Genomic DNA, 21,600 nt, shown 5'->3' on the forward strand with positions numbered 1-21,600 from the left:
GTGGGATTGGTTGTTCTACTCTTCGCCATTGTCGTCGGGGTGCTCGGTGTGCTGAACAACGCGGGAACCGTTCACCCATTGCACGAGAGCTTCTCGGTGTTGGGCTATCACGTCACCGGCTCGACCGGCACCTTGTTTCTTTTCGGGATGGTCGTCGGCGCGATGGCGATGCTGGGTTTGAGTGTTCTGCTCGTCGGAGCACATCGCACCGCGGGCCGGGGGCGCGATGCCCGCCGTGAGCTCAGGAGGACCCAGCGCGAAGTGGAGTTTGTGCACCGCGACCGCGACTTCCAGAAACAGTCCGCCGACGCGGCCACCGGGGCAGTTCTGGGTCCAGAGCCTGCCACGACCCGACCGAGGAGGATGAGGGGTTCCATCCTCGGTCGCCGGTCGTGGTTTCGACAACCGGCGACACCCCGCGCCGACGCCGGCCGCCGATAGGCACGATCTGTGCCGCCGGATCTCGGGACTGAAGGCCCTCGCAGGTGGCTTCGAGCACCCTGCTCGAGTCCTCGAGCGGCGTAGTTTACCCACCGTCGGGTAGTCCCAACCCGGGTGAGAACAACCTCTCATAGGCCGTGTCCGTGGTGCAGAACGCGTAAAGTTGGCCTTGGTTGACAGTCCAGCCAGTCCGGAACACCCTGTCCCGCTCGCGACAGCGTGAGAGTCGATCGCTCGCAACCGGGCAGTCATGGTGGTATTCACTCAGGAAAGTTCACGATGTATACCGCGAATCGGACTGTCATCCAACACATCACTCACGATCGACCATCGACGGCACCGAATTGTGGTCACCAGGCCGGGATCCGGTCGACGGTATTCTCCATCGAACTGATCGTTGCCAACTTCCCGCGGTCCGGCCTGGGGTCCGCATCCGACGAATTGGTGACGCACTGATGGCCATCGCAGACGTAGCCGAATACGCCCATCTGAGTGCCGCAGATCTAGAGTCACTTGCCGTCGAGTTGGACGCGATCCGCCGTGACTTCGAGGACGCGCGTGGCGCCGACGACGCCTTGTACATCCATCGCGCCATCGCCTTTCAACGCTGCCTTGACCTCGCCGCCCGGGTAGTGGTCGCAGGCAGCCGCACCAGAGTCGGCTGGGTGGTCGGAACAGTCGCCTTAGCCGTCGCCAAAAGCGTGGAGAACATGGAACTGGCCCACAACATCGGCCACGGCCAGTGGGATTGGATGAATGATCCTGAAATCCACTCCACCACTTGGGAGTGGGACATGGTTGGTCCGTCTGCACAGTGGCGGTACTCCCACAACTACCGACATCACGTCTTCACCAACGTCGTCGGTGTCGACGACGACCTCGGGTACGGTGTGCTGCGGGTCACCCGAGACCAGGAGTGGAAGCCCAGCAACCTGCTCCAGCCGCTGCGCCATTTGTTGTTGGCGGCTACTTTCGAATGGGGTATCGCGCTGCACGATCTGTACTCCGAACAAGACCGATGCGAAACCGACGCCGAGAAGTCCGCACAATCCCGGCGTATGCGCCGCAAGATCGCGCGTCAGGCCGGCAAAGACTACCTGCTCCTGCCCGCGCTCGGCGGACGGCGCTGGCGGCGGATACTGTTTGCCAACGCGGTCGCCAATCTGCTGCGAAATCTTTGGGCATATGCCGTCATCTGCTGCGGCCACTTCGCGGACGGAGCCGAGAAATTCACTCCCGATGTGCTCGACGGTGAGACCAAGCCGCAGTGGTATCTGCGACAAATGTTGGGAAGTGCAAACTTTCGTGCCGGTCGGGTGATGGCGTTCATGAGCGGAAACCTCTGCTACCAGATCGAGCACCACCTGTTCCCGGACCTGCCCAGTAATCGCTATGCGCAGATCGCCGAGCGGGTGGAGGCGGTCTGCGCCAGCTACGACCTGCCCTACACCACTGGTTCGCTTGTCGGCCAATACCTGCAGACCCTACGCACAATCGCCAAACTGGCCCTGCCAGATCGATTCCTGCGCGCGACATCCGATGACGCGCCGGAAACCGCCTCCGAGAACAGATTCGGTCCTTCCGCGCCGGGGCCCGGTGCCCACGCCGACTCGGCCCAAGGTGACCAAGGTAGGTACGGACTGGCCAGTGCGATTCGCCACCGCAAGAGTGGTGGACCTGCTCAGCGACGCAGAAACTCGGCCATGGCGAGTCGCCGCGAGTCGTTGTCAGGGAGCCGACTCAAGCGGCTGAGCGAAGCGGTCGCCGCACCGCTTATCGTCTTGCATCTGGTTGCTAAAGGCAGCCGCTGACTGCTGGTTCGGCGACACGAACCACGCAACGGCGGCGGCTCAATGGCGGATCGTCGCGCTTCCGCGCCGGCGATTGCTCATCGGGTCCCCCACAGACTTCTGGTGTTCAAGCTGTCGGATCAACTCCCGCTTGGCCTCGGTCAAAGCGTAGGTGATATCTGGATTCTCGGCGACCGCAACCAAGGGTGGGCGACCGGGCAGGCTCGTGCGCAGAGTGACGCGCTGTTCTTTGCCGCCGCGATCCTGCAACGAGACTTCCACATCGAGGTCCCCGGCATCCCATCGTCCCAACAGGTGCGGACCGAGCGTAGCGAGCGCCTCCAATATGTGCGGGTGCTCCTTTGCTTTGAACCCGGCGCCAATGTGAAGCACGTGTTCTCCGAACGTATCTCGCCGTTCATCGGCAGAATCCACCATGGCCTTTCTCCTTTCCTGAAGAGTGGGCACGACAGCACGCGGGTTTCCTCGTACACGTCGCTGTCGGATGGTGACGGGATTCGATTCGGCGGGAACAACGGAAAACCGTTGATCAGTCGGGGTTTTCAGATGAAATCCAGCCATCGCTGAATGCTTGAGATGTCCCGAGTAAACGCCCATTAGTGACCGCTGTCAACAATGTTCACCAACGGCGCATGGTCGCGAGTCCCACTCGAAATGCCCTCGGCGCTGCCCAGAACCGCGAGGAGTTCGGGTAGTGGCACGGTGGCAACGCCGATTGCGGCGTCAGCGATGCCGTACGGCAGCACCAGGGTGTCGGCGTGAAGCAAAGCACCGCAGCTGTAGACGACATTGGGTACGTAGCCGTCACGCTCGTCATGAGCTGGACTCAGTAGCGGCTCCGAGAGGTAGCCGAGAATCCTTGTCGGGTCTTCGAGATCGAGCAGAATCGCACCGATGCAATAGGTCCGCATCGGGCCGACGCCGTGGGTGAGGACCAGCCACCCGGCGTCGGTTTCGATGGGCGGGCCGCAGTTCCCGAGTTGTAACGCCTCCCAGGCTCGGGTAGGACTCTGGCAAGGCAGCGCACTCCCCCAAACGGACAGATGATCGGAGTAGGCAACGGTATTCGACTCGCGATCCGATCTCGACATCGCAGTGAAGCGACCACGGATCCGGCGCGGAAACAACGCCAGACCCTTGTTGGCAGCCGCGGGTCCGACGATCGGCGCAGAGGTGAACGATTGAAAATCAGTGGTTGTCAGGAGTTGCTGGCTGATGCGGGACCCGCTGTAGGCCGTGTAGGTCGCATAATAGGTAACGGTGCCGTCGTCGTCGGTGAACCGGACGAACCGTGCATCCTCCATGCCGCCCTGTTCTGCGCTCATCGAGGGCCACAGAACACACTCGCAAAGTGGCGCAGGGCTGCGGAATTCGACCGCATACGTGCGGTCTGCGATGCTGCGGAATGAGGCAATCGTCTCCTCGGCGTGTCCGCGGGTCCGCAGGTGAGCCTCCAGTTGCGTGAGTTGGTGATCGAGATCAGCTCGGGTGAAGCTTCGGCCGAGCCGGCCGAGTACGTAGTCGGCCGCCTCCCCGGCCTGCTCGAGCCTGGCGAGTTCACTCCGGAAGACGGCTGCATCGAGCAAGGCAGGTTCCGCCGCCCCGACCATGGCGAATGGACCCGGTTGATCGATGGAGCAACGGCCGGCCGCGTCGACGACACCAGTCCGGAACCCGATGGACGAATGGTGCCCCTCGCCGATGCCCCGGACGCTCATCACGAATCGCAATGCGCCTGGCGCGATCCCGGCCTGATCGGGGTGTGCAACGATACCCGGGTTGCACAGCGCAGCTCCCTCGATGGCGTACTCACTGGTGAATGCCGCACCTATCAACAGTTTTCGCGCTGCGGAGCATTGCACACCGGGCTCCAACCGATCGGAGAGTTCTTCGGCGTGTCGACGGAAGGTACCGGCAAGGTCGCGGTGACGAGAGTCGAATCTCACGACGATATCGTCTAGCGACGACCGGACCTGCTCTTCGCTGAGAGCCAGGATTCGTGCCAGCACCCCTGCCGCTCGGGACTCCTGGTGCTCGAACCCCTCCTGGCCCGGCACGAATAGTCGGGTGATGACCCGCGACGGGTCGGCCGCTAGCCGCTGGGGACTGCGCGTGACGAGCCCCGTCTGCCCGGAAGTCATTGCCGCACCGTCGAGAAACGCCGCGCGTGCTGCATCGTCGAGAGCACCGCCAACGTCGACTCCGCACCCTGGTTGCGGTTCACTCCATCGGCGCGCAGGCCGTCGAATCCGCCGCCGGTCTCCGGGTCCCACATGAGCTGTCGAGCGTCGTTGACGCCCGCGAACCAGGCGGCAGCCGCCATGACCCCGTCGACCCAGATCGGAGCGTCGTCAATGGCAGCGGCGCGCGCGCAGGCGTCGGCGAGGGTGGACACCTCGATCGGCTGTTGATCGAACCCGGGCCGAAGATCGTCCGGGCCTCTGCCCGCTGCGGGGGTGGGCGAGAGCTGACCCCCTGCCGTCTCCTGTCCGACCAGCCAACCCAGCAGATCCAGACCCTGTTGCCGCAGCGTCGAATCGTCGAGCGCAATGCCCGCGGCGATCATCGCTTCGGGGAGAACCGCATTCGCGTAGGTCAGTCGTGGCTCAGGCCATTGCCACGTCACGTCGCCCTTCGGTTGGGCCACGGTCCCGGCATAGTCCGTAAGGAGTTGGCGGGCGGCCCGGTGCCCGGGATCGACGGAGAGGAGTTCGGCGGCGCCCAACGCGGCGAACGCCATGGCACGAGGCCATGGCGATCGCGCCTTTGCGGCCCTTTCGAACTGAATGACGGACAACCGACGAATCAGATTCACATCACTATGGGCGGCGGCGGTCCCCAATCCCCAGATGCAACGCCCCCAACAGTCCTCCAGGGAGGGCTCATCCTGCCAACGTCCCATCATGTCCATCCGGTTTCGGCAGGGGCCGGCGTAGGACTGTGCATCGTTGAGGAACTGCACGGCTACCCGCGAAAGGCCGTTGACCTCCCCACCAGAGTTGGGTTCTCGGGAACTGACGACGAGCACCCGGGCCATGTCGTCGGCGCAGTAGCCGTGTTCGTGCCGGGGTTCGGCAAAACAGGCATGCTCGAACGTGCCGCGACGGTCTGTCAGCCGCAGCAGGTGGTCGAATCGGGGCTCGGGCAGGGTGCCGGTCATACCAGCGCCGCACGTTCACGGAGAAGTTTTGCCGCAAGCTCGAGATAAGCGGTCGCCACGATCGGCCACGCCATCCCTGGCGCCAATCGCGCGGCCTCGGCGGCCATCTGCGCGGCCAGCTGCGGCTCGGTCAGGAGCCGGAAAAGAGCTGACGCCAACGCATCCGGGTCGTCGTGGCCGACGACAATGCCCGCCCCGCTGTCCAGCAGCTCGACCGCGTGCGGAAATGCGGTGGCGACGACCGGACGGCCGCTGGCGATGGCATCGACCAGTACGCCGGAAGTGACCTGTTCGGTGGAGTCGTAGGGCAGCACAACCACGGCGGCTGACTGGATAAGTTCCGTCAGCGAGGACACATCACGGTAGCTGGCGTCGAACGACACCGAGTCCGATAAACCACCGAGGCGCGCCTGTTCGGCACGAGCGTCGCGGTAGGCCTCGCCATCGGCTGCCAGAACCTTCGGGTGCGTCCGGCCGGCAATCAGATAGCGCGGCCGGACCGGGAGATCGCGTAGCGAACTCATCGCCTCGATCACCCGCTCGATGCCCTTTCCCGGCCCGAGCAGGCCCCACGTCAACAATGTCGGCCTGTCCGACCGCACCGGTGGGGCGATATTGCTTGGCACGGTAGCGCCATGCACAATCGTCGTAACCTTGCACGGATCGACGTTGAAGCCGAGGCACAGGCGTTGCCTGGCTGCCTCCGACATGACAACCACCTGGGCTGCCATCGCCGCGATCGACTCGAGCACCCAACGCTGATTCGGGGTCGGTTCGTTGAGGACCGTGTGGGCGACGACGATGACCGGGACGTGCAGCTCGGCGATGATGTCCACCACCTCGTCTCCGTCGACACCGCCGTAGATGCCGTACTCATGCTGCACGACAGCGATGTCGCTCTCATTCAGCAGTTCGGAGGCGGCAGCCACCGATGTAGCCGAACCGTTGACCAGCTCTCCGACCACCCGACCGTCAAGAGATGGCAAGCCGTCGGCCACACGCACGACGGTGACGTCAGATCCATTCGCGCACAACCCTTTCGACAAGGCCGCACTGAACGTTGCCAGACCACATGGCGTCGGAGGATACGTGCTGAGAATGCTGAAACTTGGTGAGCCGCAAGTACCTTGCGCCACAAGAGGAACGTTGGATATTTCAAGATCGGACAAGTCGGTCAAGGTGATCCCTGCGGCAGGTTATCACCGGTTCGTCCGGCGCGAGCGGATGCTCATGGAGGCCAGCAGCGGACGGCTGACTTCATCCCGGACTGGCTGGGTGCCCAGCCCCTAGCAACGTTACACCCGATCAGCGCTGCCGCAGATTCAGCCAGCGAGGATGCCCAAAATAGCTCGGCCTGCTCAGGCACTCGACTGACGCGAGCCCAGCCCACTCAATCGACGACCAACGCCCTGAAACGGCTGGTGGTGAAATCCCTTTCGGTAGGAGCAGGCCCGTTCGTTACGGTACGGCGCGGCTTTCCAGCTCCGCGCGGCCCCGAGCGCGGGCACGGCGCACGGCTTCATCGACAATGCGTTGGGCAACATCAGCCAACTTCCGGTGCTCAGATTGGCTTATCGCCCGCAGCTGAGCGAACGCGTCCTCGGCGCTGCGCCCGGTACGTCCGCGGATGATGCCGATCGCTTGGTCGATCACCGGCCTGGTGGACAGCGCCGCCTGCAGCTGGACAGAGAGAGCAAGCGCGGCCGAGAGGATCTGCGCGTTGTACAAGGCAACGGCCGCGGGTTTGGCGAACAACTCGCCGAATTCGGCGGCGTGCTCATCGAAAACGTCCTTGCCGTAGGCATACACATTGATGGCCCCGACCACGCGATCAGGCAACAACAGTGGCACCGACAGCGCACTGTGCACACCTAACCTGCCCACCCGCGGACCGAATCGCGGCCACTTCTTCTCCCCCCCCAATGAACCGGACCGAACCGTGCGACGTTCCAGCGCCGCCGTGATACAGGGCCCCTCATTGAGGGTCACGTATTGGATTTCGTCAATCTCTGCGACAAAGGGGGCGCTGGCCGCCAACGCCGCGACCATGTTGTCCGCCCGGTCGACATTCAGCAACGTCACCCCGGCACCGTCGGCCCCCGGTATCGCGCGCACGGCGAACGCAGCCACCTCCCCCAACAACTCAGGCAAGCGGCGGTGATCGGTGACCAGGCCAGCAAGACTGCCGATGGCCGCCCGCAAATCGGCGTCATCGGCCATGAGCTGATTCGGCCCCAGGGGCGGTCCATCAGGGCCCTCGGTGAGATCCACCATTGCCGGTACCTGCTCCATCATCTTGCTCGGCCCGACATTTGAACAACATTGTCGGTGACAAGGCACAATACCCGGGCGCCACCCGCCGCGAGATTACTCCCATCCTAGAGCGAGATTGACCGGCCGGACCAAACGCGAAATAGCCGGCGGTTTTCCTTGGTGTCCGCAGTGCTGTTCACCTGTACCGAACCCGCGAACGGGTGTAGTGTCAGGACTGCTGAGAATCTCAGCTGGTCGGGACAGGTTTCAGCCGTACGCTGCTGAATCCCAGGGGTGTTAACCCCGAGCGCGACAGGCCGGTGATCGTCCGAAGGACTGGATCACTATGATCGACAAACTATCAAAACCCTCCGGCGATTCCGGCCACCCCATTTTCACCACACCGCTCAAGACGCGGGACGAAAGCCAATTAGCGCGATTGAGCACTCACTGGACCAAGTCGGCGGTAGCCATTGTCAGCGCCCATGGCGAGATCGACGCTGCGAACGCACACGCCTTCACCGAGTACATACTCGCCGACCTGGCGCACTGCCGAGCGCTGATCCTTGATATGGCCGATCTGGAATTCTTCGGCGCCGCCGGCTTTTCCGCGCTGGAGAGAATCTCGGTAGGCTGCGCGGACGCCGGAATAGACTGGGTTTTAGTGCCTGGCACTGCGGTATCGCGGCTGTTGCGAATTTGCGACCCGACTGACTCGCTGCCAATCGTCTACACCGTCGGTGCGGCACATGCCTTCCTCCAGCACCAGCTTCCGATGCAGACCACGGGGGACCGTGCCGGAGCGTCGGCCTGACATGTGGTACCGGTGACATGGGTCAGCGGACTGACAGCCGCTCCCGTGAGCCGGATGATCGCGACCTTGCACAACGGTGTCGAGGTGTTGCGGTTCGGTGGTTTTCAGACCGCATCGGTTCCGTCGCCGTTTCAGATCGTGGAACGATGCGACATGTACCGGCTCCGGCGATACTTCCCTGCTGCGGCGAGCGATCCGGCGCGGCCCCCGGTCGTTCTTGTACCGCCAATGATGATGTCGGCCAATGTCTTTGATGTCACCAGGGACCAAGGGGCGGTCGGGGTGCTGCACGATCTCGGCGTGGACCCGTGGGTGGTGGACTTCGGCTCACCAGACCTGGAAACGGGCGGCCTCGAACGCACGTTGAGCGACCATGTGGTGGCCCTGAGCGCGGTCATCGACTCGGTGCAATCTCACACCGGCCGCAGCGTGCACTTGGCGGGTTACTCGCAGGGCGGCATGTTCTGTTATCAGACCGCGGCTTACCGCCGTTCCGAGGGCCTGGCAAGCGTCATCACCTTCGGAAGCGCAGTCGATGCGTTGAGCGGTCTACCGTTCGGAATTCCCGCGGCTCTGGCGGGCCGCGGCGCACAACTGGTCGCCGATCACGTCTTCAACCGCCTGGCCGTATCCGGATGGATGGCGCGCACCGGGTTTCAACTTCTGGACCCGATCAAAACGGTCCGTGCCCGATGGGACTTTCTCCGGCAGCTGCACGACCGAGAAGCGCTACTGCCCAGGGAACAACAACGCCGCTTCCTCGAGGTGGAGGGCTGGGTGGCCTGGTCGGGTCCGGCGGTCGCCGAGCTGCTGCGGCAGTTCGTGGTCCATAACCGCATGATGGCCGGTGGTGCCGTGATCGATGGCACGTTGATCACGCTCGCCGAAATCACCTGTCCGGTCGTAGCTTTCATCGGTGAGATCGACGACATCGGCCAGCCTGCGTCGGTGCGGGGGATCCGCCGGGCCGCACCTCGTGCTGAGGTGTCCGAGGTGCTGCTGCGGGCAGGTCACTTCGGGCTTGTTGTTGGAACGACCGCCGCCACCCAGACCTGGCCTACCGTCGGCGGGTGGGTGCTCTGGGAGGACGGTGGAGGTCCCAAGCCGGACGGCGTGCACCCGATGGAGCTGAACCCAGGTGGTGGAAGCGATGACGTAGGTGGTCTTGCGTCGCGCATCGGTCACTCGGCGGGTGCACTGGCCGAACTGGGCATCGGCGTGAGCGTGGGCCTGGCCGACGCCGTGGTAGGGGCAGCGCGCAGCGGCCGGGAAATCGCCGGCGCGGCCGTGCGTACACTGCCCCAGCTCGCCCGCCTGGGCCGGCTCCAGCCCCATACCCGAGTGTCGCTGGGCGCCTTGATGGCCGAACAGGCGAACAAGGCACCCGAGGAGGAATGCTTCCTGTTCGAGGACCGAGTTCACACCAACCGCACCGTTCATCGGCGCATCGACGACGCAGTGCGGGGCCTCATCGCAGCCGGTATCCGCCAGGGAGCCCACATCGGGGTGTTGATGGACACCAACCCCAGTGCCCTGACCGCGATCGCGGCACTGTCGCGGCTGGGTGCGGTGGCGGTACTGCTACCCCCTGATGACGACCTTGCTGCCGCCGTCCGTCTGTGCGAGGTGACCGATATCGTGACGGACCCGGGCCATTTGGTGACTGCCGTCGCTACCGGCGCCAGGGTGCTCGTCCTCGGTCGCGCGCGCACCACGGACCTCTCGCGCAACGAGCGGAAACGGGTAGTCGAGCTGGACGGTCTCGATCTGCCCGGCGCGCGGCTGCCGAAGTGGTTTCGGCCGAACCCGGGCAAGGCAAGCGATCTTGCCTTCGTGTTCTTCAGCACGACCGGAGGGCGCGCCATGGTCAAGGAGGTCACCAATCATCGGTGGGCGCTGTCCGCCTACGGCACAGCCACTGCCGCCGCACTCGGCCACGGCGACACAATCTACTGTCTGACCCCCTTGCACCATCCCTCGGGCCTGATGGTTGGCCTGGGCGGCGCGGTAGCGGCCGGGTCGCGCATTGCCTTGACCCGTGGTGTCGATCCGACGCGTTTCGCCGAGGAAGTCCACCGTTACGGCGTCACGGTGGTGACCTACACCTGGGCGATGCTGCTCGAACTGGTGGAGGCGGCGTCGCCCGAGCTCGCCGCACATCACCCGATCCGCCTGTTCATCGGCTCCGGAATGCCAATCGGGTTGTGGCACAAAGTCACCGACCGATTCTTCCCCGCGCTGGTGCTGGAGTTCTACGCCTCCACCGAGGGGGACGCCGTGTTGGCCAATGTCGCAGGCACAAAAATCGGGGCCAAGGGACGGCCGCTGCCGGGTAGCAGCGAGATTCGGCTCGCGGCCTACGATCCAGCCAACGGCCTGTTCATGGTGGATGTCGACGGTTTCGTACGCCCCTGCGCGGACGATGAGATCGGCGTGCTGCTGACGAAGCCGCGCTCCGGACTCGATGCCGCACGCGTGTCGATGCGCTCGGTATTCGGGCACGGAGACACCTGGATCAGCACGGACCACCTGTTTCGCCGCGACGGTGATGGCGACTACTGGTTCGTCGACAATCGGAACGCCGTGATCCAGTCCGCGTACGGACCAGTCTTCGGCCAGCCGATCTGCGACACGCTCGGCAGCATCACGGCGATCGAGCTGGCCGTGGTATACCCCGTAGCCACTGATGCGCACGACGTGGCGGTCGCGGCTGTGACACTTGGCAGAGCCGGTGTCCTCACCGCGAATATGCTGACCACGGCGCTGAGCGGCCTCCCCCGGGACCAGCGTCCCGCCGTTGTCCATATTGTCGACCGCATACCACTGACGCCTACTTACCGCCCCCTGTCGAACGCATTGCGCGCGTCCGGACTGCCAAGGCCGTGCGAAAAGACCTGGTACCACGACCACATTGACGGCCGATATAAACGGACGCTGGCAAGTCCCAATCTGGCCCACCCAATCGCAGAGGAAGACCATGGCGGGCCCTAGCGATTCCGCATTTTCCGCGTCTGCCTGATTTCGCCCATCGCGACGCACTTGCCGGCGCGGTGCCAACTGAGGCGACCCTCGTATTCGGTTGGCACGCAGGACATACCGCGGACGCGGATGTACTCGCGAAGCGCGACCTTCCAGATTCGATCACCACGACGCGGATCGCCAGTCACCCAGTTCGCCCGAGATGGCGGACTTGTCGAAATGTGTTGGTAAGGGCTACATGTCACGGAATTCGCCGGCGCGACTTCCACCTCGGGCGCGCACCAACCCACAACGGTGGGCAGCGAGGCCGAGAAAATTCCAGTAATCTCCCTTACGCGTGTCCGCGTGCGGTATCGTTCTTCCCGGTTGACTCCCCAGCCTCCCGGAGATATCCGGCGGCGACCGCAAGTGGTCCCTGCCGCACCGTCTCCGCTCCCCCCGGTTAGCCGACAACACCGGTTTGTGCCGTCGCACTGGCCCGGACCGGCAACGACGGGTCCCGTGCTTGGAGCGTCAGGGTGATCGCCGCGCTTGTCGGCGATATCGGCGCGCTTCCGCGCCGCAGTGCACGCGAATGTGTACCGTCAACCCGTCTGAACTACTCGACGCGTCGCTTCAGCCGAAACGACGGCCCATTTCGGGTGTGCGCGAAGGGGACGCGCTCTGCTGTGGTCATCGACAGCCGCACTCCTCGCCAGGTGTTCTGGGTTAGACAACGGCGCGAATTATGTTGGTTTAAAAGCATTTTCGCGACACAGGTCGCAGTCCACCACCTAAGTGTCCAACATTTCACACCTACCTACGCTGCCGCCGACGAACTCGCCGCCGCACGGCCGGAGAACGATCGGGGCGCATCCGCGCAGAAGCCAAAGGAACAACGATGAGCAGATTCACCGAAACAATGTATGGGACCGCCCAGTCCAGTACGAAGGGCATGATCACGGGAGAGCCGAACTGCCCGATCCGGCATACCTGGGGCGAGGTGCACGAGCGGGCCCGCCGGATCGCGGGCGGCTTGGCCACGGCCGGCGTCGGCCACGGTGACGCGGTCGCGGTGCTGGCCGGCGCCCCGGTCGAGATTGCCCCGACCGCGCAGGGCATTTGGATGCGCGGCGCCTGCCTGACCATGCTGCACCAGCCCACTCCGCGCACCGACCTGCGGCGCTGGGCCGCCGAAACCACCGCCGTCATCAAAATGATCGGCGCCAATGCGGTTGTCCTCTCCGACCCATTCATGGCCGCGGCCCCATTGCTGTCCGAGCTGGGTCTGCGGGTGCTGCCAATCGGGCAGCTACTCGGCGCCCGACCGATTACTCCGGTCGATACCGACGATGAAGACCTCGCGCTGTTGCAACTGACGTCAGGGTCCACCGGCTCGCCCAAGGCCGTTCGGATCAGCCACCGCAATTTCGTGGCCAACGCGGAGGCCATGTTCAACGGCGCGCGGGTCGACGTCGACAACGATGTAATCGTGTGCTGGTTGCCACTGTTCCACGACATGGGCATGACCGGCTTCCTCACGGTGCCGATGTTTTTCGGTGCCGAACTGGTCAAGGTCACGCCAATGGACTTCCTGAACGACACGCTGCTGTGGGCCAGGCTCATCGACAAGTACCAGGGCACGATGACGGCGGCACCCAACTTCGCCTACAAGCTGTTCGCCAGACGCCTGCGCAGGCAGGCCACACCGGGCCAGTTCGATCTGTCCACGCTGCGGTGGGCGCTCTCGGGCGCCGAACAGGTCGAACCCGCCGATGTCGAAGAGCTTTGCGACGCCGGCAAGCCGTTCGGGTTGCGGCCAGAAGCTATCCTGCCGGCGTACGGGATGGCCGAGACGACGGTGGCGACATCGTTCACCGAGTGCGGCGCCGGCCTGGTGGTCGACGAGGTGGACGCCGACCTGCTCGCCGTGCTGAACCGCGCAGTCCCGGCCACCAGGGGCAAAACTCGTCGGTTTGCCACACTTGGGCGTCTGCTCGAGGGGCTGGAGGCGCGCGTCGTCGACGAAGATGGCAACATCCTGGCCGCCCGCGGCGTCGGCGTCATCGAAATCCGCGGCGAATCGGTGACCCAGGGCTACACAACGATGGCCGGTTTCGTCGCGGCTCAAGACGAACAGGGCTGGTACGACACCGGCGACCTGGGCTATCTCACCGAGACGGGGCACATCGTAGTTTGTGGCCGAGTGAAGGACGTGATCATCATGGCCGGCCGCAACATCTACCCCACCGACATTGAACGCGCCGCTGCGCGTGTCCCCGGGGTTCGGCCCGGATGTGCGGTGGCGGTGCGACTGAATGCCGGACACTCTCGGGAGACGTTTGCTATAGCTGTGGAGTCCAACAGCTGGCAGGATCCGGCGGAAGTGCGCCGCATCGAGCAACAGGTTGCCCACGAGGTAGTTGCCGACGTCGAGGTCCGGCCTCGCAATGTGGTTGTGCTCGAGCCCGGGATGATTCCGAAGACTCCGTCGGGCAAGCTGCGGCGGGCAAATGCATTGGTGCTCATCGCGTGAGCTTTTGGATGTCTGCAGTAGTAATTTGGTGCTGAAGTGCCGGAAAGGGGATCTTTGACCGACTTCGACGCCCAGCCCGGTCGCGAGACACCGCCGCAGTCCAAACTCTCCCCTGCCCAATTGGAAGCAGACGAGGCCGAACTGTATGCCGGTCTGCGTGGCGTGGCCGGGATCGTGGCCGGCGCCCGCGGGGTGAGCGAACTTCTCGGGGATGTAGCGGAGTTCGCTGCTCAGGCGATTCCAGGTACCGATGGCGTCTGCGTGGCCGTGGCCGACCAGCGGCAGGCGCTATCCCGAATTCAGACCTGGGCGGCCACCGAGATGCTGGTCCACGAGATCGACAGTATGCAGTACGGTGAGCTCAACGAGGGGCCGTGCATCAGCTGTATGCAGTCGCGGCGGCCTATGGTGAGTGGATCACTGGGTAGCGATGATCGTTGGCCGCGTTTCGGTGGCCGGGTAGCCCGGCTGGGAGTGCATTCCGCGCTGGCGCTGCCGTTGATCGTCGGCGACGAGGTGATCGGCTCGATCAATGCCTACGCCAAGCGCCGCGATGCCTTCGGCGAGCACGCGGTGCGGTTGGGGGCGCAGTTCGCCATACCCGCCGCCGTGTCGGTGCACAACGCCCAATTGTTGGCCAGAGCGCACGAACGGACGATGCGACTGCAACGGGCGTTGGACACTCGATCGGTGATCGATCAGGCGATCGGGATCATCCGCAGCCGGTCGGGCGGGAGCACGGAAGAGGCGTTCGACCGACTCACCCAATTGAGCCAATCCCAGAACGTCAAGCTGCACACCGTCGCCGAACGACTGGTCGAAGAGGCCGCTCGGCGCGCCCGAGCACGACGGCCTTGAACCCGTATTAGTCTGATGCGGAAAGAATTTCGGTAAATTCCGCGACGAGTTGCATCCGGGCATCCCGATCGTTCATCAACCTGCGTGCGAGGCCAGTCAGGTGTTCGCCGCCGGCCCGCGCGTAGGTCCGCATCAGCGCAAACGCCTCCTCCACGGACACATCCAGCATCTCGCGGAGTAAGCCTTTGGCCTGCTCGACGACGACACGATTGGTCAGCGCGGAGCGTAGCTGCGGTAGCACGGTCACGGGGGTGGGTGGGTGTTCTTGGAGGATGGCGACACACGCGATGTGTGTCAGGGTCTGGCCGACGAGCAGGTCGGCCTCGGTGAGCTCGCCTGGGTGGGTACCGAACAAGTTCAGTGCGCCCAGAACGGTTCCAGCGGCGCGCATCGGGACCGCGTGCACCGAGGCGAAGCCGACCCCGATCGCGGCGGGAACGAATAGCGGCCACCGGTCGCCTTCGTTCCGGAGGTCGGCCACCGATACCGGTTGACCGGTCGCGTAGCAATCCAGGCATGGGCCATCGTCGGCCAGTAGCTGGAAGAGTTCGAGTTCACGGGCTTGCTCTGAGGTGGCGGCCAGCAGGTGGAGCTTATGCAGCGGATCCGCGAGCAGGATGCCCGCCGCTTCGATGTCGAGCAACTCGGCACAGTGTTCTGTGAGGTCGGTCAACAAATCGACGACGTCGAAGTCATCGAGCAAACTGTCGACGAGCGAAACGACGGCGTCCAGCACGCCTGTTTCCCGGGGGGTGTCAGTCATGTTTGCCTTCTTCTTGGAGCCTTCCCAGCCGCACTCTCCGCATCAGTCGGCGTCGAGCTTCAGTCGGCGGTCGAGGATGTCGCGAGCGACGTCGGTAGCGCTGCGGCCGGTGGCGTAAGCATGGGCGCGCAACCGGACCAGAGCCTCGGCGGGCTCGATCTCCAGCTGGGCGACGAGCATGCCGGTGGCCTGGCTGACCTCGGCCCGACTCAGGCTGTTCAATTCGGCCCACGCATCGCTGGTCGGGTCGGCCACGCCAGCTTGCATATCGCCGTCCAGAAGGTCCAGAACGGGGACGCCGGCGAGCTCGGCAGCGGCGGTTGCGCCGGTCAAGTCATCGCTCATCAGTTGACCCGGCCGCACCCGGAAAAGGTCTAGAGCGCCGACATATTCGCCTGCCACGACGACGGGTAGCGCATATACACCCCTGATCTGGTGAGCCAACAGGGCAGGGCCGTACGCAGGCCAGCGAGACTCCTCGGGGTCGGCGAGATCGAAAACCAGAACGGGCGAACGTCGCGCCACCGACTCCAGGCAAGGCCCCTCGCCGAGGGTGAACTGCAGTTCGTCGTAGATGCGAGCGCGCGTTCCACTGGACCCCAGCGTTGCGCTGCTCGCACCGTCGAAGACAAGTGATATCGCCGCTGCATCCACGTCGAGCAGATCCACGCATGCTTCACACAGTCGATCGGCGGCGTCTACGCCGTGGCGACCGTCGACGGCCGCGAGGAGTTCCTCGTAGATCGCCACATCTAGCCGAATGCAGGTCGCGGCGGCAGCGTCATACCCCCACCCTTGCACTAGTCGCGCGGTTTGACGAGCACAACGCGATCGCGGCGGGCCGCAGGACCAGCGTCACCTGACCGCGGCCGCACCGCGTCGCCTCGCAAGTCAGTCGTTACATCGGCGCACCGCAGTTCGTAGCCGGACGCGCGCCGGTGTCGAGTGTCGGCAGGACACGCGTGCGGGCGAGGCGGCCACCCACGGCAGCGACCAGCCGGTCTGGCACGGTCGCGGCCGCAGCCTAGTAGATGCGCATCCAGCCGGGCACCGCGACTACAGCACGCCGGCGCGCGCACGACCTAACCACCGCGTTCGCAATGTCTATAGGGTCGACCGTCGGTAGCACGCCGCCGAGCTTGACCCCGGCGGTCAGTTCGGTACGCACGGCGCAAGGCAGCACGACCGAGACGGTGACACCGGTACCGGCGAGCTCGTCACGCAGCGCTCCGCTGAACCCGACGACCGCGTACTTGCTTGCGCAGTAGGTCGCCAGTCCCGCTGCGGGCACCTTGCCCAGATACGAACTGACGTTGACGATGTGGCCGGTGCCCCGGGCAAGCATGCCGGGCAATGCGAGCTTTGTGCCGATCAGCACGCCCCTGGCATTGATGTCGAGGATCGCCATCGGTGATCGCGTCGTCCTCGTCGATAAATCGGCCGACCGGCATGATGCCTGCGTTGTTGACCCAACACCGTCAGCGGCGCACCGGCCGACGGCATCCAGAAACGCCGCGAAGGATTGCCTGGAGCGGACGTCCAGAGCCATCCCGTGCCCCCCGATCCCGGTGGCGGCCGCGGCGGCCAAGTCGGCGTCAAGATCGCCGATGAAGACGCGAGATCCGTGGGCTGCGAAGGCTTTTGCGGTGGCTAAACCGATCCCGCGGTTTAGACCGCGGCGGTCGGGTAATCCTCATCACGGTAGCCGGGGTGATGACAACCGGCTGGTCTATTTCGGTGAACGTATGTGCGCTTCGCAAGCGGTTTAGCTCTGACAAGCAAAGATGCTGCAGAGAGCTTTAATTTGCTGCTGCCGGGTTTATTTCAGTGTACAAGTGTGTACTGTTATGGACATGGCCGAACGCGGTGCTCAGCCCCAAGTCCCCCGTGGCCGCAGATGGTTTCTCCGCGCGGTGCGGCAGTTGTTCAAGCCATTGCAGCCCGACGACTACCTCGAGATGATCAACCCGCTCTGGACGACGAAAGAACTCCGGGGGAAGGTCGAGCGCGTCGAGCCGCAGGGTTCGGAAGCGGCGAGTGTGCTGATCCGGCCGGGGTACGAATGGCCCGGTCACAAACCTGGGCAATACGTACGGCTGGGACTGGTGATCGACGGCGTGTACCACTGGCGCGCGTACTCCTTGACCTCCGATCCGGAACCCGCCGACGGGCTGATCAGCGTGACACCCAAGAAGGTGGACAGCGGCGTCGTCTCACCGTATCTGGTGGAGAAGATTCAGCCCGGGGAATTGGTACGCCTCGGCGAGATCGAAGGTGTGTTCACCCTGCCCGAGCCGCTGCCGGCCAAGATGTTGTTCATCAGCGCAGGTAGTGGCATCACGCCGATCATGAGTATGCTGCGCAGCCTCGATCATCGCGACGCGATGGGCGACGTGCTCGTCATCCATTCCGCCCGCACCCGCGAGCAGGTCATGTTTCTTTCCGCATTGGAAGACCTCGCCGGCCGCCACGAGGGCATGCGCCTGGACCTGCGCCTCACCTCCGACCGCGGCAGGCTCAAGCCGGGCGATCTGGACGAGATGTGCCCGGACTGGCGTGAGCGCGAAGCTTTCTGTTCCGGACCGGAGGAAATGCTCGACGCGCTGATCGAGCACTGGGAGAACAACGGCGATCCGGACCGCCTGCATTACGAACGGTTTCAGCCCAAGATCGGTGGCGACGCCGAAGCCGGCGAGGGTGGCGAGGTGTGCTTTCTCAAGAGCGATAAGAAAGCCCAATGTGACGGTGGCACATCAATTTTGGAGGCCGGCGAGAACGCCGGACTGGAGCTGAACTTCGGGTGCCGGATCGGCATCTGTCACACCTGTGTAGGCACGCTCAAATCGGGCAAGTTGCGTGATCTGCGCTCGGGCGACGTCACAGAACCGACTGGACAGGACGTCCGGATCTGCATACACAGCGCCGAAGGCGACATCGAACTCGAACTTTGATCGAAAGGAGCCGCAGTGACCTCTACTCTGCAACGCCCGGAAAACCCGTTCGCCCACCTGGGAGAACAAGAACGGGAGAAACTCGGAAAAGAGTTGGACGCCATTCACGACGAGGTGTTCGCCGACCTCGGTGACCGGGACCGTCGCTATATCAAGACGGTTATTTCGGTACAGCGCCAGATCGTGGTGGCCGGGCGGGTCCTGCTGCTCGGCTCTCGATCGAAAACGGCGTGGGTGCTGGGGACCGCATGCCTTGGGATGGCCAAAATCCTGGAGAACATGGAGATCGGCCACAACGTGATGCACGGCCAGTGGGACTGGATGAATGATCCGGACATCCATTCCTCGGTGTGGGATTGGGATACCGCCTCGACCGCGGAGTCCTGGAAGCATTCGCACAACTTCATCCACCACACCTATACGAACATCCGGGGAAAGGATAAGGATCTCGGCTACGAGATCATGCGGATCGATCCGCACCAGAAGTGGCATCCCAGGTATCTGGGTCAACCGATCTACAACCTGCTTCTGACCGCGCTGTTCGAATGGGGCGTGGCCGTGCATGACATGGACATCGACGCCATTCGGGCCGGCGAGAAGCCGTGGTCCGAGGTGCGCAAGGATTTGAAAGGGATCGGTGTCAAAGCACGCTCGCAGATCATCAAGGACTACATCGGCTGGCCGGTGATCAGCGCCGGGGCGTTTGCGCTGGTGCAACTCGCCCTGCGGGGACGGCTCGATCAACCGGCGGAGTCCCGCCTGGGCCGACGACTCCGCAAGATCTCCGGCAACGGCCGGATGGGAGCCACGGCTACCTTTTTCGACCGAGCGCTGCCCGGCGTGGAAAGCACCTATCTGCGCACTCTGGCCGCCGACGCGCTGGCCAACGTCATCCGCAACGTATGGGCACATGCCATCATCTTCTGCGGCCATTTTCCCGACCAGACCTACACCTTCAGCCAGGAAGAAGTCGAGGACGAAACGCGGGGGGAATGGTACCTGCGTCAGTTGGTCGGCGCCGCCAATATCGAGGGCAGCCCGCTGTTCCATGTGATCAGCGGCAACCTCGGCTATCAGGTGGAACATCACCTCTATCCGGACATGCCCAGCAGCCGGTACTCGGAGATCGCCCCGAAGATCAAGGAGATCTGCGAGCGCTACGAGCTGCCGTACAATTCCGGGCGTTTTTCCAAGCAGTGGTTCATGGTGCACCGCACCATCTTTCGGTTGGCATTCCCGGGCGGGAAGCCGCGGCCGAAGCCGGGCCCCTACCGCAGTGCCGAACGGTCGTCGGTAGACCACGAGGCCAGCGAGTCGAATCGGTTCCGCGAGCGGGTTCCGGCCGAGCACCCGGACGCCGGGCCAGAGCACGAGTCCGGCGGCGTAGAGGTGCAGCCGCCACCCCGCGGCAAGGACTGAGCGTCCGCGCCGGCCTCAGCCGAACAGCGCCGGGTCAGCGTCGAACACCGATATGGGCTCGACGAGCACCCCGTTGTCCTCAACATAGCGATCCCACAGCGCGACAAGCTCGGCAAGTTTGTCAGGATGCGCGGCAGCCAGATCGTGGATCTCGCCGGGATCGGCGGACAGGTCGTACAACTGCCAGGCGCCCGGGCCGTACGGCGCGGGCAGATAGAGGGCCTTCCAGTCGCCCTGTCGAATGGCACGCCGACCGAACAGCTCCCAGCCGGTACCCGTTTCCGCGTCGTGCACGCTGTCGACGCAGCCTGACAGATAGCCCACCAGTGACCGGCCCCGCATCGGCTCCACCTCGCGGCCTCGCCAGTCGGTGCCGGGGTGCTCGACGCCGGCCAGTTCCAGCACGGTAGGTGCGATATCCATGACCGTGGCGAAGGCGGTGCCGATCTCTCGCTGACGCTCGAAGCCGGGCCAGGTCGCGAAACCGACCACACGGATCCCGCCTTCCGTGGTGAAGGCCTTGTGCAGGCGCGACGGCGCGGTGGCGGCCTGCGCCCAGCGGGGGCCGTACCAGATATAGGAACTGGGCCGGCCGAGGTTGTCGAGGCTGTTATCGCAGTACTTTTCGATCTGCGCTGCGATCTGCGGGCCGCGTAGCGGCATCGCCTCGACGATCGCACCCTCGGCGCCGTTGTCCGACAGGAAGATCACCACCGTGTTGTCCAGTTCGCCGGTCCCCGCCAGGTAGTCGATCACCCGACCGATGTTCCAATCCATCCGGTCCACCATCCCGGCGTAGACCTCCATGCTGCGCGCTGACCGCGCCCGCTCGTCGTCACTCATGTCAGCCCACTCCGGGGAACCGTCGGCGACCACTGGATGCGGCTCGACGTCAGACGGGCACAGGCCCAATCGCTTCAGCGCGGTCAATCGCGCCTCGCGCAACGCATCCGGTCCCTCGTCATAGCGGCCTCGATAGGTCGCGACGGATTCGTCAGGTGCCTGCAGCGGCCAGTGCGGCGCCTGGAACGGCAGATAGGCGAAGAACGGTCGCTCGTCCTGCGGCGACCGTTCGGACAGGTAGCGCAACAAGGTGTCGGTGTAGTAATCCGAGGAGTAGAAGTCGTCGCCGACGGTGACGAAGTGGTCGTCTTCGGTGTAAATGGTTGGGACAGAGAGGAATCCTGTACCACCACCACTGCCGTAGTGGCTGGCGCCGGCCGGCAACAGCGCAAAGGAGCGGTCGAAACCGCGGGCCCACGGCGAGGTCTCGATGGTGGCCCCCAGATGCCACTTGCCCGACATCAACGTCAGATAGCCGGCGTCGCGCAGCAACTCCGGCAATGCCACCACCCGGTCGTTGAGATAGCCCTCATAGCCGGGCGCACCGGCAAATCCCGGAACAGCGACCTCCAGCATGGTGCCGATGCCCGCGACATGGTGATCGGTTCCGGTCAGCAACATGGCGCGGGTGGGCGAGCACGCCGGCGCCGAGTGAAAGTCGGTGAACCGGATCCCCTGATAGGCCAGCCGGTCCAGGTTGGGGGTCTTGATCTCGCCGCCGAACGCGCCGATGTCGGAGAAGCCGAGATCGTCGGCCACAATCACCAGGAAGTTGGGTCGGGTCACCTGGAGC

Annotated in this window: 17 protein-coding genes and 1 pseudogene; 10 read left to right on the forward strand and 8 right to left on the reverse strand. The window is 64.3% G+C overall.

The genetic code is table 11. The features are described 5' to 3' along the window. From AC5Y7D_RS04010 to AC5Y7D_RS04020, 3 genes are all read left to right on the forward strand, one after another. A complete protein-coding gene (locus AC5Y7D_RS04010; RefSeq protein WP_499921884.1) occupies nt 1–441 on the forward strand; it encodes a hypothetical protein in 441 nt (146 codons plus the stop codon). Nucleotides 442–896: 455 nt separating this feature from the next. After that, nucleotides 897–2,252 (forward strand): fatty acid desaturase family protein, encoded by a 1,356-nt coding sequence (locus AC5Y7D_RS04015; RefSeq protein ID WP_499921887.1) that lies wholly within the window; start codon nt 897–899, stop codon nt 2,250–2,252. Nucleotides 2,253–2,354: 102 nt separating this feature from the next. Continuing rightward, nucleotides 2,355–2,819 (forward strand): hypothetical protein, encoded by a 465-nt coding sequence (locus AC5Y7D_RS04020; RefSeq protein ID WP_499921889.1) that lies wholly within the window; start codon nt 2,355–2,357, stop codon nt 2,817–2,819. 29 nt (nt 2,820–2,848) lie between these two features. On the opposite strand, the gene AC5Y7D_RS04025 is transcribed toward AC5Y7D_RS04020, so the two are convergent. Then, the gene (locus AC5Y7D_RS04025; protein WP_499922170.1) at nt 2,849–3,838 is read right to left on the reverse strand and encodes a glycoside hydrolase family 130 protein; all 990 of its coding nucleotides are present in this window, start codon (nt 3,836–3,838) and stop codon (nt 2,849–2,851) included. Between AC5Y7D_RS04025 and AC5Y7D_RS04030 the strand changes: the two genes are divergently transcribed. Continuing rightward, nucleotides 3,722–4,213 carry a hypothetical protein gene (locus AC5Y7D_RS04030; protein WP_499922186.1) on the forward strand — a complete coding sequence of 164 codons (492 nt, stop codon included), beginning with the start codon at nt 3,722–3,724 and terminating at the stop codon, nt 4,211–4,213. The two genes, AC5Y7D_RS04025 and AC5Y7D_RS04030, sit on opposite strands and share 117 nt — an antisense overlap. 176 nt (nt 4,214–4,389) lie before the next feature. Here the strand turns inward: AC5Y7D_RS04030 and AC5Y7D_RS04035 are convergent, their stop codons facing one another. From AC5Y7D_RS04035 to AC5Y7D_RS04045, 3 genes are all read right to left on the reverse strand, one after another. Next, nucleotides 4,390–5,412 carry a glycosyltransferase gene (locus AC5Y7D_RS04035; protein WP_499921892.1) on the reverse strand — a complete coding sequence of 341 codons (1,023 nt, stop codon included), beginning with the start codon at nt 5,410–5,412 and terminating at the stop codon, nt 4,390–4,392. Continuing rightward, nucleotides 5,409–6,590: a glycosyltransferase gene (locus AC5Y7D_RS04040; protein ID WP_499921895.1), complete on the reverse strand. Its 1,182-nt coding sequence runs from the start codon at nt 6,588–6,590 to the stop codon at nt 5,409–5,411. The genes AC5Y7D_RS04035 and AC5Y7D_RS04040 overlap by 4 nt, the downstream gene beginning before the upstream one ends. Nucleotides 6,591–6,870: 280 nt before the next feature. After that, complete coding sequence (locus AC5Y7D_RS04045; RefSeq protein WP_499921898.1) at nt 6,871–7,686, reverse strand: GAF and ANTAR domain-containing protein; 816 nt, start codon at nt 7,684–7,686, stop codon at nt 6,871–6,873. Between the two features lie 325 nt (nt 7,687–8,011). Here AC5Y7D_RS04045 and AC5Y7D_RS04050 point away from each other — a divergent pair, with 325 nt between their 5' ends. From AC5Y7D_RS04050 to AC5Y7D_RS04065, 4 genes are all read left to right on the forward strand, one after another. Beyond that, nucleotides 8,012–8,479, forward strand: a complete 468-nt coding sequence (locus AC5Y7D_RS04050; RefSeq protein WP_499921901.1) for an STAS domain-containing protein — start codon at nt 8,012–8,014, stop codon at nt 8,477–8,479. Between the two features lie 12 nt (nt 8,480–8,491). Next, nucleotides 8,492–11,470 (forward strand): AMP-binding protein, encoded by a 2,979-nt coding sequence (locus AC5Y7D_RS04055; RefSeq protein ID WP_499921903.1) that lies wholly within the window; start codon nt 8,492–8,494, stop codon nt 11,468–11,470. A gap of 868 nt (nt 11,471–12,338) precedes the next feature. Continuing rightward, a complete protein-coding gene (locus AC5Y7D_RS04060; protein WP_499921905.1) occupies nt 12,339–13,973 on the forward strand; it encodes a fatty acyl-AMP ligase in 1,635 nt (544 codons plus the stop codon). 54 nt (nt 13,974–14,027) lie between these two features. Beyond that, entirely contained in the window at nt 14,028–14,831 is an 804-nt protein-coding gene (locus tag AC5Y7D_RS04065; RefSeq protein ID WP_499921907.1) for a GAF and ANTAR domain-containing protein, read from the forward strand. 7 nt (nt 14,832–14,838) lie between these two features. On the opposite strand, the gene AC5Y7D_RS04070 is transcribed toward AC5Y7D_RS04065, so the two are convergent. The 3 genes and pseudogenes from AC5Y7D_RS04070 to AC5Y7D_RS04080 all read right to left on the reverse strand — a co-directional run. Then, nucleotides 14,839–15,594, reverse strand: coding sequence for a GAF and ANTAR domain-containing protein (locus tag AC5Y7D_RS04070; RefSeq protein WP_499921909.1), 756 nt, complete (start codon nt 15,592–15,594; stop codon nt 14,839–14,841). 42 nt (nt 15,595–15,636) lie between these two features. Next, nucleotides 15,637–16,344, reverse strand: coding sequence for a GAF and ANTAR domain-containing protein (locus tag AC5Y7D_RS04075; protein WP_499921912.1), 708 nt, complete (start codon nt 16,342–16,344; stop codon nt 15,637–15,639). Nucleotides 16,345–16,618: 274 nt separating this feature from the next. Then, nucleotides 16,619–17,257 (reverse strand): annotated as a pseudogene (locus AC5Y7D_RS04080) (SDR family NAD(P)-dependent oxidoreductase); the annotation flags it as partial. A 190-nt stretch (nt 17,258–17,447) separates the two neighbouring features. Here AC5Y7D_RS04080 and AC5Y7D_RS04085 point away from each other — a divergent pair. Then, nucleotides 17,448–18,545, forward strand: coding sequence for a ferredoxin reductase (locus AC5Y7D_RS04085; protein ID WP_499922171.1), 1,098 nt, complete (start codon nt 17,448–17,450; stop codon nt 18,543–18,545). A 15-nt stretch (nt 18,546–18,560) separates the two neighbouring features. Then, entirely contained in the window at nt 18,561–19,964 is a 1,404-nt protein-coding gene (locus tag AC5Y7D_RS04090; RefSeq protein WP_499921914.1) for a fatty acid desaturase family protein, read from the forward strand. 15 nt (nt 19,965–19,979) lie between these two features. On the opposite strand, the gene AC5Y7D_RS04095 is transcribed toward AC5Y7D_RS04090, so the two are convergent. After that, nucleotides 19,980–21,593, reverse strand: a complete 1,614-nt coding sequence (locus AC5Y7D_RS04095) for an arylsulfatase (RefSeq protein ID WP_499921916.1) — start codon at nt 21,591–21,593, stop codon at nt 19,980–19,982. Between the last annotated feature and the right edge of the window lie 7 nt (nt 21,594–21,600).

The sequence above is a fragment of the Mycobacterium sp. NGS49 genome, assembly GCF_059812565.1.